Annotated in this window: 3 protein-coding genes; all 3 read right to left on the bottom strand. The window is 51.5% G+C overall.

Features of this window, described 5'->3' with window-relative positions; genetic code table 11:
• Positions 1-4 precede the first annotated feature (4 nt).
• The 3 genes from J2X61_RS13520 to J2X61_RS13510 all read right to left on the bottom strand — a co-directional run bounded on the left by J2X61_RS13520 (position 5) and on the right by J2X61_RS13510 (position 14,102).
• A complete protein-coding gene (locus tag J2X61_RS13520; protein ID WP_310188300.1) occupies positions 5-3,157 on the bottom strand; it encodes an efflux RND transporter permease subunit in 3,153 nt (1,050 codons plus the stop codon).
• Positions 3,154-5,151, bottom strand: coding sequence for an efflux RND transporter periplasmic adaptor subunit (locus J2X61_RS13515; protein WP_310188299.1), 1,998 nt, complete (start codon positions 5,149-5,151; stop codon positions 3,154-3,156). Before J2X61_RS13515 ends, J2X61_RS13520 begins: the two co-directional genes overlap by 4 nt.
• Positions 5,152-5,438: 287 nt before the next feature.
• Complete coding sequence (locus tag J2X61_RS13510; protein ID WP_310188298.1) at positions 5,439-14,102, bottom strand: cadherin-like beta sandwich domain-containing protein; 8,664 nt, start codon at positions 14,100-14,102, stop codon at positions 5,439-5,441.
• Positions 14,103-14,291 lie beyond the last annotated feature (189 nt).

Here is a 14,291-nt window from a genome sequence, read left to right as displayed (position 1 = left end):
ATCGCTATGAAGAAGATGGACTGCCTAGCTCCTGGATAACGGCAGATTTGCGTTTAAATCTGCGCGTGATGCCATTTTTCCAGCTATCCAACAAAGTGTATACAACAGGAACCAAGACTAAGGTGATTAGTGTGGATAAGGTCAAACCAAAGGCTACAACGGTTGCCATCGAAGCCTGTGTCTCCGCTCCTTCCCCAAACCCGATAACGAGCGGCAGCATCGCAAGGACGGTAGTCGCTGTAGTCATCAGAATAGGCCGCAAGCGCACTTTCCCCGCTTCTATTAAAGCATCGAACAGCGGCATTCCTTTGGCACGCAATTGATTCGTATAATCAATTAACACGATGGCATTATTCACGACAATGCCCACGAGCATAATCATCCCGATGATGGAATTCATGTTAATCGTTCGATGTGTGACCAGAAGCCCCAATATAGCGCCGATAAAAGTCGGCGGCAGAGCGAACATGATGATGAACGGGCCATATAAGGATTCAAATTGACTCGCCATAACCATATAAACCAAGGCAACGGATAGAATAAGAACCAAGTACAGGCTCTTAAAGGAATCATTCTGGCTAGCCTGCTGGCCGCCCATCGTCACCTGATAGCCGTCAGGCGGTTGAATCGCATCAATCTTCTCCTTGACCAAGGCCGATACCTCACCGGCAGAAGCGCCGAATATGGACGCCTGCACCGTTGCCACACGGTTCTGATCTTGGCGGCGAATTTGCGCCGGACCTGTACCCGGTTCCACTTTGGCTATAAGGCTGACAGGCACAATCGTGCCGCTTGCCGTATTAATCGTCACATTGTTGAAGTTCTCGAGCTTGTTCGTAAAATCATTCGGATATTTCACCAGAACAGCAATTTGCGAACTGGCGGTTTTGAACTGTGTAGCCACGCTTCCCTGATAAGCCGTTCGCAAAGCCGTCATCACGTCTCTTAAGGAAACGCCGTAATGGGCTGCAGCATCACGATCAATCGTTAAGTTAAATTGGGGGATCGAACGGTCCAGCGTATTTTGCACATTGCGTGTGCCTTCTACGGAAGTGATTTCCTGTGCGACGAGATCGCCAAGCTTCTGTAAGACCGCCAAATCCGGTCCGGATAAATTAACGGAAATATCACCGCCGCCAAAGTTGCCGCCACCGCCGAGACCCGGTAACCGGACACCCGACGGCACACTCACACCAATTTGCGCTCCCGCAAAGCCCGTTGTAAGCGTCCGAATTTGTTCCGCAACTTGATCGGTGCTCTTCGTCCTTTCACTGAGCGGTTTTAACCTGATTTGAATACTGCCCGTATTCGTTGCCGCTGACTGAAAGGCTCCGCCGCCTGCCGACCCGACTGAAGTAAAGACGGTGTCAATTTCCGGCACATCCTTCAATCTCGTCTCGAGCGTAGCAGCCACTTGATTCGTCACGGCAAAGTCCGTCCCCTGCGGGAGATTAATATTCAAATTGACTTGTCCTTGATCGGTCTTAGGCGTTAATTCACTGCCTACGAATCGAACCGAGTACACGCTGGCAGCGAAGAGAAGCACAGTCAGGGAAATAATGACCCATCGATGAAGCAAGGACCACCGGAGCAGCCTGCTGTACACTTGGGTGATAAACTGCATCCCTCTGCCGAACAAAATGAAAGGATTGAAGGTTCTGCCGGCCGGCAGCTCTTCATCGACCTTGCGGCGCAAAATTTTGGCCGCTAGCATCGGCACCAAAGTGACGGCTGCAAACCATGCCGCGATATGAGAAAAACAAACCACAAGCGCCATCGGCCAGAAGAATTGTTTCACTAAGCCGCTGATGAACGCCGTCGGCGCAAAAACCGCTATCTGTGCCAACGCCGAAGCCATCACCGCCGTGCCCACCTCGGCCGTTCCCACTTTGGCCGCTTCCTCAGGAGACAAGCCTTCATGCCGTTTACGGAAAATACTTTCCAAGACAACGACCGCAAAGTCTACGAGTGAACCGAGACCAAGCGCCAGCCCGCCAAGTGTGATGGTATTAATCGTTTGATGACCGAAGTACATCATACTGAATGTGCTTATGATTGAAATCGGGATCACGACGCCGATAATAATCGTCGCCCTTACGCTTCGCAGAAAGAAGAGCAAGATGATGACCGAGAAAACGCCACCGAGCAAAGTATGCTCTACAACGGTACGTAAGGAATCTCGAATGAACTTGGCGGAGTCATTCAATACGGCGATATGTACGCCTTCAGGAAGCTTGGCTTGAATATCCTGAAGCGACTTCTGGATGTTGCTGGACACGGACACCGTGTTACCGTCCGATTGCTTGAGTACAGAGAGGGATACGCTGGCTTCTCCGTCTTTACGCGCTTCTAGCGTAACATCTTGATAGGTATCTATAATTGTGCCGAGCTCGCTTAGCGCAATCGTTTGTCCGCGCCCCAGCTGCACTTGTACTTTGCCGATATCAGCCGTTGACTTAAATTCCCCGTCAATATGTAAGGGCACCAATTGGCTTCCTTTATTGACAAGTCCGGCATCGGTTGAAGAGTTATCATTCCCGAGCGCTGACACCAAGGTGCTGAAAGAGATATTGTATTGCTGCAGTCGGCTCGGCTCTACAAGGATTTGAATTTGTCTGACGCGCCCGCCGGTGACGCCAACCGATGCGACACCATCCGAACGCTGAACATCCGGACTCACAATATTGTCGGCTATATCACGCAGGGTGACCAGATCCGTCTTGCCATACAGGGCTAATGTCATGATCGGTGTGCTGTTCGGATCTACGCGTGAAACGACGGGGGCATCTGCATCCGATGGAAGCTGCCTTCGCACACGATCTAACTTGTCCCTCATGGTTAGGGTTGCCTGATCAATGTTCGTGCCGTAATTAAATTGCAAGGTCACGTTACCCGAGCCTGTTCGAGAGTTAGAGGATATGCTCGTTACGCCTGTAACGGTAGCCATCGCATTCTCAATCGGTTTGGTAATTTGCTGTTCGATCTGGCCTGGCGATGCACCGCTCCAAGAGACCGATACGGTTGCCGACGGCACTTCCAGATTCGGATATAGATCCACGGGTAAAAGCGGAATCGCAATCGAGCCCACGATCACGAGCGAGATCATGATCATCAAAATGGTGACCGGGCGATGAACGGAGAAATTAGCTAATTTCACTGTCCAGCCCCCGCTTTCGGAGCAGCTGCATCAGCGCCAGCGCCATTGCCGCTTGGCTTGGCCCCTGACGGGTCCGCTCCCTTACCTTGGGTGCCTTGCCCATTTGGTCCTTGGCCGCCGCTTCTGCTTGGTCCTTGGGCTCCATTCTGGCCCTGACCTTGGCCCTGGCCATTCGGTCCGCCCTGCCCTTGGCCGCCGCTCCTGCCTTGACCTTGGCCTTGGCCTTGACCGGCTTGGCCCTGTCCTTTGCCTGCACCATTCCCTTGCCCGGGTTGCGTAATCTGCACCGGAACATTATCGGAGAGCAGCTCTTGCCCTTTCACCACAAGCTCGTCTCCGACCTTCAGACCGCTCGTAATTTCAAAGGACGAACTGGTCATCACACCGATTTTCACAAGCACCTTCGACGCTTTCCCGTCTTTCACGATGTATACCGCGTTACCGCTTGGTTGACTGAGAACGGCATCTGCCGGCACAACAATGGATTGTTTACCTTCGCTCTTGAGAGAAGATTCTGCAAACATGCCGGGTAATATTTCATGTTTATCATCTTTAATTTTAATGTCTACCAGAAAAGATTTGGAGGTTGCATCCATGGTGGGATGAACGGCATACACCGTTCCGTCAAACGATTTGTTCAAAGTAGGAATTTTCACCGACATGGGCAGACCGGTTTTAATTTTACCGATGGAGGCTTCAGATACGTTGACGGTTGCCAATAACGGATCTACCGTAGCAATCGACATGACGGCAGCTTGTCCCGTATTCTGTCCGACAGGCACCATAATGGCACTGACGATCCCTGAAACCGGGCTCGTTAACACACCGTCTTGCAGCTGTTCGCTTAATATAGCCAACTTGGTTTGAGCTTGCTGAAGCTGGGCTGCGCTGACTTGCAAGGCATCCGTTGACTGGGCGGCTTTCAGCGACTGCTTGGATTGCTCAAGCGCAGCCTCCGCACTGTTCTTGGAAAGATCCTGCGCGGATTGTGTTTGCGCTAGTTGGGTACGGCTGAGATCCAGCTGAGCTGCAGCTGTCGCCTGCGTGTTAGCAAGTGTTAGAAGCGCTGAGTTTAGAGTCTCCTGAGCCACTTGCACGGATTGCGAGCTTTGTGCAGTCAGCAACGCATTCTGCAGGTTCGTCAACGACTGCTGCGCCGACTGCGTATCTTTGTATTGCGCCTGCTGCGCCTGCTGCAGCGCAAGCTGGGCCGTTTGCAGCTTGGCGAATGCACTGTCCACGTCCTTACCGGATTGAAGTGCTGTATTATAGGCTGCAACCGCTTGCTGAACGCTCAGTTGTGAAGAATCTATATTATTATTCTGTGTTGTTAATAAGCTGTCCAATTGGGAGTTCAAGTTCGCCTGGGCGACAGTCACAGCCGTAGCCGCATCGGCATGTGCCTTGCTGAAGCCTGCCTGCGCAGAAGAGACCCCTTGTTTGGCCGTTTCAATGGAGTTTTGCTGTGCTGTAATCGCATTGTTTAATTGCGTTTGCGCCAGAGCTACCGCATTCTTCTGGTCATTAATCGTTTTCTCATAAGCGGCTTGCTGAACGGCTAGCGTTTTCTGTGCCATAGCTAAGCTATTCGCTTGATCATTCACAACTTTGTTGTACTGCACTTGACTCAAAGCAAGTTCGCTCTTGGTCTGCTCGACGGATTGCTGCAGCGAAGTTGTATCAATGTGCGCTAAAGCTTGTCCAACCTCCACTTTATCCCCGATGTTAACATCAAGAGAAGTAATGCGGCCATTCACTTTGGAAGAAAGATTCGTCGTGAATGTTGGCGTGATCGAGCCCGTAAATATTTGCCCGCCACCGATGTCCGACAATTTAACAACTTGTGTTTCTACTGTCATCTGGCGTGTTCCCGATCTGCCGTTAGCCCCTGGTTTAGCGGTGCTTGCCGGCGTGCTGCAGCCCGCTATGGTGACGGTTATCGCGGTAACGACTGCGATGATTGTGGTACTCTTGAGTGAACTGTACTTCCTCATGGGATGGAAACCTCCGTCTGCTTCATTTCATTTGGGCAAATACTCTCTCTCACCATATTTGACATTGATGATAGAAGTGTGATCGAAATGTGAAAAATATGTAAAAACCAGGACAATCACCTGGTTTTTTAGGCCAATGGGCCTGGTAAAAACAAATAATAATCCAGTATATGTAATATTCGTCGAACAATATAGGTTATTTTATCGACAATTTATTCGGTTATCTCCCCTGGAGGACATGCGAAAAGCCCATGAGCTTATAAAGGCTCATGGGCTTTTTTTATTCATTAATGATTAGGTACCACATACACGCTGCCATCCGACAACACTTGCACGGTGCCCGAGGCCGATTCAATTTCACGCAGAGCCCAATGCTCCAGCGGTACATCCGGCCAGCTTGGAACTTTTACGTCCGCTGTCGGTCGTTTGAACATCCGGTTCAACACCGTCACCGCTTCCGCACGATTCAGCTTATGATCCGGCAGGAAGGTGCCGTCGGCATAGCCTTGCAAAATGCCTGCTTGCGAGGCTTGCCTGATCGCTTCGAAAGCCCAATGCTTCTGCGTGTCGCTGTACTCGACACCTACAGAGCCGCCAGCCGCGTCCGCTGGAAGCAGCCTTGCAGCAATGCTGGCTATCTCGGCGCGGGTAATCGCGTCATCCGGACGGAATCCGGCGTCATCGCCAAGCATCAAGCCTGAGCGCTGCATGTTCGCAATGGCTTCTTCCGCCCAATGCCCTTTGGCAACATCCGGATAGCCGGCAGGCTGTGCCGATACGGATGCGCTATTGGCTTTGACCGCGCCGATACGATTCAGAATCGTTGCCAGCTCCGCACGTGTAATTGCTTGTGCTGGCTTGAACGTCCCGTCCGGGTACCCGGATAAGTAAGGTGCAAGCGAGCCTGCTCCATGGGTCTGGATAATGGTAAAGGTACTGAACTTATTGATTTCAATAGCGATACCGACTGGTTTGCCTTCCGCATCATAACGGATCTCTCCGTGCGTTAGCACCTTTTCGCCGTCGCTATGTTCGATGTATACAGCCAGCTCGTCTAGAATTTGTTTGGCCGCTGCTGCATTCTCCGGCAGGCTTAAGTTATTCAACGGGAACACGATTTCCGTTTGGTAACCCGTGTAGTTGGTTTCAATCTTAAGCGGCTGGCCGATCACGGAGACCGTATGGCCGCCAGCAGCTTTGAGCACAAGCTCGGCCGATTGAACACGCGTTGTCACTTCGCTGCGTTCGGCATCCGCACGAACGGGAACAATTCGGAAGTAAGCGTCTTTCCCGTCTTGGCCCATCTGCCGGAGGGAAGCTGCCGGTATCGCGATCTGCGCATCGGGCAGCATCACCTGCAGCGACATGCCCCCATCGGAAAGCATACTTACCGATTTGGCGTCCAAGCTCACAATCCGCTCGTCGGCAGGATCGTCAGCCAAGTCGGTTACATAGATGCGAGCCACATGATCTTTGTTCTGCGCAGCTTTCTCCAGGATCGTCTGTGCAGACGCAAAATCAACCTTCACCGTATCCAGGGATTTGCCGTCCGCCGATACGGTCCGTACGATGGACGTTTCGAAAGTCCAGCCGCCGGTGCCTCCTGCAATCGTCGTTTGGCGAACGGCAGGACCTGTACTGGATTCTTCGATACGGGTTACATCGATGGAATACGTCTGTGAGGAAATAAGGTCAGCGGATTCCACACTCACGATAATCGTATTTTTTCCGATCCCGACCGCTGGTGAGAAGGTGCCGCCGCCTTTTTGCGTTACATTCTGTACCGTTACAGTTGCTTGCGGATCATTGGTCATTGCCGTTATTTGGACATTCGCATTCTCCGTTGTTGAAATCGTTCCATATTTAAGCTTGTAAGGCGTAAAGGCACTATCCAAGAGCGTGTTTACCTGTAAGCTTGCCAATAAAGGCGGATTCTTCGGCAATGATTGCTTGCGCAGCACAGTAACCGTGTACGAGTGTGCAGTACCGTCTTGAGCTGTTACTTCAATAGCAAAGGTTTGTTCATCCTTCGTGAACGGCAGCGATGCGATCGAGCCGCCTGTTACGGGTTGGCCATCGATACTTACTGCAGCGCCGGAACCATCCGGAACCGGAAGAAGCTTGAACGTTCCCGTAGCATGAGGTACTAGCACCTCGTAATGGCTCACTGCCGGGTTAAAATCAGCTAACAGCTCAGCCCCTTCTGTGGCAAGCCCCAAGCTTTGCAGCAGGGCATTGCCGTTAAGCTCCCGGAATACGGATACTTGATATTGTCTGGTTGCCGATCCGTCCGGAGACGTAACCGCAACTGGGATTAGATTCTCGCCAACTTGCAGTTGGATCGATTGAGACGCTTGTCCGCTCTGAACGGCTTGACCCTTCACTTGAATGCCGGATCCTGCCGTCCAAGCACCGGGCGTCAGGGTCACGCTGTCCACGCTGTTGTCAACATAGACGGCATAGCTTTCTTCCGTTCCTGTGAAGGCTTGTGCCGGAAGCTCATCTCCCGCTTGCGAAGCCGTCGCGTTATGAAGCTTCAATGTACGTAATAAGGCATCGTTGGAGCCTGTGCCATCGAGTTTCAGCGAGTAGAATTTATCTCCTGCGCTCTCGGAATGAACTTTGATGGACACTGTCTTCCCTGCAGCAGGTACGGCGATATCGACATAACCGCTATCAGGAACCGATTTCCCATCGATCGTTACTTCAGAAGCAACGGCCATCGGTACTGCATATACGCGGACATGATCCGAATAAGCCAAAGCTTCATAAGACATTGTGCCGAATTGATAAGGAGCATACATCTCAGCGTTTCCTGTCGTCAATGCGGCAAGGTCGCTAGGGGTTGCCGGAATCGCACCTGGCACACCTCGCAAGACTTCAAAGCCATACTCCGTTCGGTTGCCAGTCCGGTCCGTTGCCGTCATCGAGAACGGTACCCGGTCCGTCGTCGGTTCCCAATTCAATGGCGCGTAGTAATGGAAATTTCCTCTGTCATCCAATGGGACCGTAATCCCGTTAACGACAAGCTGAGCTCCCGCGTCTGTTTGACCGGTTATATACAACCTGCTGTCCTCAATAACCAAGCCATTGAGCGAAATCGGTTTGCCTTGCGCATCGTTCCCTCCGGAGGCGATCAACATCGGTCCGGTGCGGTCGATAAACAACTTGCGGTAGGCCGTACTGCGGTCCCCGCGCTCATTGACTGCTTCAATCAGCAGGTTATATTCCCGCTCTTTCAAGGCAGCAACTTGAAGAAGATCTTGCAAAACGAACGTTGAAGTTCCCCCTGCCGACACTTGTTGCCTGTCAAGCTGCTGGCCGTTCACAACCAGCGTAACAGCTGCCTTCTGATCGGCCGTTACCTTCAAGGAAGCTTGCTCTGCTGCTGTAAGCAGCAATGTCTCTGCATTCCCGTCATAGGCGGTATAGGCTTCTTCAGCAACGGCATGCGAGCTGCCGTCCAGCGTCACTGCCAGTGCTGCCGGCTGCGGAATTGGCAGTTCTGTCGTCACACTTGCTGACTGTGGACTCAGCACGATACGTCCTTGCTCGTGACCGATCGCGGAGACCGAAATATCGTAAGCAGCACCTGCACGTAAACCGGAAATCACAGCACTCTGCTCATTCCCCGCTTGAGGCTCTAGATCCATCATCGGAACCGCATTGCCCTTCGCACTTTCACCGACCCAGATGCGATATGCTTCCACATTCCCTGCGATTGAAGCAAAGCGCAGCGAGATGTCACCATTCCCCGTTGCAAGCACCTCCGGCTGCTCGGGTTTGTTCAGCGTAGCAGGCGCCGTCACTTCTACGGTTCCTTCCGCAATCGCGTACAATGGCGCTTGGTCCGCACTCACGCCGGCTGCGGTTAGATGATAGGTTCCCGGCATCATGGAACCCGGAATGTCAATGGCTTGGCTGCCGGAAGCCGGCAAGCCGCTCTGGATCACTTCGCCAATCAACTGATCCGCGCTGTCCGTCAGCATCAAGGTTACTTGCGTATCCGGCGACATATTCTTCATCGCCCACGTGACTTGAATGCGATTCTCCACACCGGCTACAGCCGATACGGAAGCCTTCATCTCAGGTTGAGGCATTAATTTCTGAATTTGCAAATCAACTTGATTCGCGTTCTTAACCAGCCATTTGCCCGCCGGTGCGTTCAAGAGGGAAACGTAAAGCGTATCCCTGCCGTCGGTTACCGGATTCGGCGTGGCAATCTTCGTTTGGTCAACGGGGTCTCCGCCAGGGCTTGCACTGGAAACCCGGTCTGATGCGGGCTGCAAGTAGGCGTTGCCGTCAGGAGCATCAAAATTCAGGGCATACGTCGAACCGTCTGGCGCTGTAAGCAAGGTATCGGTATTGCCACCGCTGACCGCCAGCATATAATCGCCCTTCTCCGGCAATTCGAAGTACTTGCCGTAACGGCCTCCCATTGTCAATGGCTTAATGGATTTAAACTTCCTTGTTGACTTGTAGGCAACAACGTCAGTAAAGCTGCTGCTGACGACTTTCCACTGTCCGGTCAAGTTGATTCCGGATAAGAAAATCATTTTCTTATGCTGAGACTCATCATACAGGACATTCATACCAGGCAAATTGGGATCAGCCTGCAGGGGATAAAGCTCGCCGCTTGGCCCATACAGCTTGGTCTGCTCATTCGCTCCATAAATTTCAACAATCACCTGACCATTATCTGTCGGGGTCATATCGAAAACGGTAGGATAAGCTTGCTCCTGTACCCATTGCATGACATCGTTCATCTTCGTTAATGCCGGTACGCCGCTTAATTGTGCCGTTGGGCTCGTACCTGCACTAATCATCCAGGTTCCAGCCTCGACCGCATCCAACAATGTATACACATTGCCGTTCGCATCGCGGAGAGCGTTCCAATCCGGTTCATTCTGCTCCGTGTGCAGACTGTAAGGCCGTCCGTCCGGCTTATACACAATGACGTCGCCCTGCGCTTCGCCAACTTTCAGTACGTAGCTGCCGCGCTCCTTCATCGTCAGTGATGTTACCGAGCGCTCCGGCGTCTTCGACCATAGCTGTGCCAATTCGATCAATTTCAGCGATTCGTTGGCAAACAACAGTTCATTCACTTGGATGAGACTGCTGCCGCTTGTTGTCAGGTTCCAGTTCCCCGCGAACAACGATAGGCGCATATAGGTTGTATTGGTCGCAGCGTCATAACTTGCTTCCGGGCGTACGATTTGTTCAAAGCTTGTACCGGAAGGCGCAGCTTTCAGAACGGCAGCCCGTTGATCACCTGTTAGAACCATTAGTGCGTCGATAGTACGCTCCACCGCAAAAGAGGCTGTCATTTTGCCGTTCGCAGCATTGGTTCCGGTTGTGATTAACGGCGTTCGATCCAGCGATGTAAGCTGTCCGTCTACAATGCGCGCTTTGGCATCGGTATGCACCGGCTCCTCCGGTTGGATCGACAAGCTAACCGGCTTCAGTTCAAAGACCCGCTTCAGCGGATTCGCCGAAGCGATGCTGACCTCACGGCCGGAATCCGACTTCCTTAACAACAACTCTTCGGCAATGTCCAGCCAAGGCTCTGCTGCATCCATGAAATCGGAAACATTATTCATGAAGTCCAGACCTTTTTCCCACCAAGATTTCTTAGGCGGTTCCGCTTCCACTTCAAACAGAATCGTATTGTTATCGAACGTATACTTGAGATTAGCGCCTACACCGTTATGTCTGAAAGTACCGTAAATACCGGTCTCATTCACACTAAGCACAACGTTGTTCACCGTCGCTCCGCCAATGCGCGGAATCCCTTTAGGCACATAAACCGTTCCTTTGATAACGCCGTTATAGCCTTTTTTATTGAAGGAGTACGTACCGATAGCGCCTTTTACTACCTCAAAAAGGTTAATGTCACCTTTCGTGGAATAGCCCGGTGCCGAAAACCCTTTGATTCCGGCAGTTGCTGGATTCACAACCGTCTGCATGTTCATGTTCTTCACTGGCAGCCAGTAGTAGTATTCCGTTCCGGTGGCGTTAAAACCATAGGTAGTCAGATCCATATCAATGGAATCGGTACCGGTCAAATTGAACTTGTAATCCACTTGCGGATGTTTCAATTCAGGCACAATTACATCGTTCACCGAGCCGGTGACACTGAACTTCTGCGGAAGCTGGGATTTCTCCGCAAGATTGGTTACATTGCCAAACAGATAATTGACTTGCAGCCCAGTAGACGCAAGCTTCACTTTCTTGTACATGCCGAAGCTGACGCCATCCAAACGGCCCTGTTTGGTCTTCATATTCAAATCAAAGCTTAAATCTGTATCCGGCAAGGTGCCGGTTCCCTGAACGCCGACATAAGGAATGCGGCTGTCGACAACGAATTTCGTATTGCTGGCATTGATCGGACCAATCTTAAAGCCATTCTTCATGACATAGCTTCCTGACAAATCAAACCGGTTATTGCGGTATTTCAGGGCATCGACAGGTACCGTTTCCTTGACCTTCTGATTCCCTACCTGCAAGCCGAGCTCCAGATCGCCGGTCAGACGCAGGCCGTCCTTCGTGAAAATAAGCGAGCTTGTTTTGACGGGCATATCAATATTCAAATAGTCCGCCGCTTCCGAGCTGCTCAAAGGGAAAGAGAAATTGTCGGACGTGATGGTGAACGGCCCGTCTTGAATCGTATAGGACAAGTTCGCCCCTAACTCTCCGCCGCCATTGACGTATAGCCGGCCATTGCCGGTTATCGTGGCTGGGGAAGCCGCTTTATTCACGACAAGGCTGGTGCCCTTGAACATAACCGATTCATTGATAACTACCGGTTCGGAAGTGTCGTTCAGCACATAGACGTTAGGCGCTGACGGATCTTCCGTGAACGGGCCTTGCAGACCAAGACTGTTCACCTCGTTGCTGGCAGACGTACTTGGTATATCGACTCTGGCGAAGTTTCTTGGTTTGTAGAAGTCTAATGCCGTAATCATTAGGCCGTCTGTGAATACGTAATTACCATAGAAAGTATGGTCCAGGTGTACATCATATTTTCCCGGAGGCAGATCAGCCTTCCACGTCAGTTCCAATTGACGTTCATTAATAACATTGTAAGTAAGCGGGTATTGAGCTCCGTCTTTACTCTGCAAATAATAATGAATGGCTGTTAGAGGCTTACGCAACAAGTTAGGAATACCTGTACCTACCGCAACCAATCGCTTCTTGTCCTTCACATGAAGAACCGAAGCCCCTACACGGTCATAATCAACATCCGGCGGTTTCATGTTCGGATCATCTTTCAGAATGAAACGTTTTATTTCCGTATAACCTTTACCAACATCATTCACCGCATAGCCGCGGGTTTCGTATTCTTGATGCCACGTCAGACCCTTCAAAATAACCGTGAAGGAGCTTGTCCCTACTTCCTCATCCGTAGCCGCAGTCGCAGCTGCAGCTGTATAAGGTACTTGAACCCATTCGCCGACGCCATCCTCGGAATACGTACGGTACTCTACTCCTTGCGCTTTAATTGCCCGTGTTCCGTCATCATAGACATTGCCAACTACGCTAACGGTATCATCCGTATGCTGCGGATCAAACTTCAGGATCGGATCCACCGTCAACTTAACACCCGGCGCTGTCGGCGGCGTATAGCCATACAGCCAAGTTTCGTTCATCATCCCGGCTGCAACATGATCGACGACGGAGCCGAACACTTTGTCCATAATACTAATTTGATCGCGGCTCCCGCCGAACATGACGAAATTTTTGCCGTCAAAAGCCATGTTGGCATAGCTTAACGGAAATGGCAGCTGATTGGGAACCCCTTGGACCTCATATACCTTGCCATCCTTATCCACATTGCTCTTGTACATCGTTCCAGTGGATACTTTCAATGGCGCGTATTCCCATTTGCCTTTTGACCAACCATAAGCCATACTCCCCCTTGTCGGAGGGTACGTGCTCGATGGCAGCTTCAAATTTTCAACCAATTCGTTATTGTAATTATGGACATAGTCGCGTTCTCCGCCAAAAAAGAGAACACGGCGCCCGTCATAAGCCATTGCTTGCCCCCAACGCCCGTAAGCCTCTGGACCATTCGTCGAAGTCCACGACTTGGCTTCACGGTCCCACTTCCACAATAATGGAGAGCTGTCATCGTGCGTGATCGACTTCGTTACTTTCGTACCTTCGCTCGTGTAATCTTTCGTCACCGTGCCGGCGTTTCCGCCGTACAGCACAGCCGTCGTGCCGTCATAAGCCATCTGCCCGCTATAGGCAGGTGGCGGCGACGCGGCAGGACTAGCCTGTGTCCAATCGGTACCGTTCCACAGCCAAGTCTCGCCTATCGGCGTCTTCGAGCTGCCGCTGCCCGTATATCCGCCGAACAGCACCAGCTGTTCGCCGTCAAAGGCAAGCTGCGCGCCGCCTCGAGCTGACGGGGAAGCCGCAAGCCCCGTTACCTGCTGCCATTTGGCAGCCAAACCGTCCCACAGCCATGTATCCCCCAGCACACCGGACTGGCCTTCGCCTCCGAACAGAAGCACTTTGCCTGTGGCTGGATCAAAAGCCATGGCAGCCCCTTTGCGGCTGGGTGGATAAGTAGGAAGATTCCTCATTTCCTGCCAAGTTTTCTTATAGCCGTCCCAAATCCATGTCTCATCGAGCGGCCCATTGTTGCCTTGGCCCCCGAACATGACCACATTCTCGGCATTCTCGTCAAAGACCATGGATGCCGCTTGTCTGGCAGCGGGAGCCAGATTCGTTGTTACCCTCTTCCATGTGTAGTCCGTAATTTGGGTTGAGGGCCCATATGTATTTTGCAGCACGGTGCTAGTCCCAGCGTATGTATTCAGCATCACGGAGTCGCTGCCGTTCGCTTGAGCCACACTCGACCCACCGTGCAAGAAAGGTATATACTGCAACAATAACGCAGCAATCAATAACTTCGCCCATCCGGCATTCCGACGTTGATTCAACGTTTATTCCCCTTTTCCTAAATATCCACCAAACAGCCCTACGAGGTAGTTCCTATGCCACCCTCCTTAATACCTACCTTTTGTTGAATTTTGTCGATGGTTGTACAAGCTATATCGGTATTCTCTCATTCTTTTATTAGAAAAGTATTAGATATATGATGGTTTTTATAGAAATAGCCACATATAAGT

It is taken from the genome of Bacillus sp. 3255, from assembly GCF_031456485.1.
Lineage (GTDB): Bacteria > Bacillota > Bacilli > Paenibacillales > NBRC-103111 > Paenibacillus_E.
The sequence above is the reverse complement of the archived record's forward strand: the minus strand, read 5'-3'. Positions and strand labels throughout refer to the sequence as shown.

Excerpts from the sequence above, each read along its gene's own strand:
- J2X61_RS13515 (WP_310188299.1), bottom strand. The coding sequence starts at position 5,151 with ATGAGGAAGTACAGTTCACTCAAGAGTACCACAATCATCGCAGTCGTT.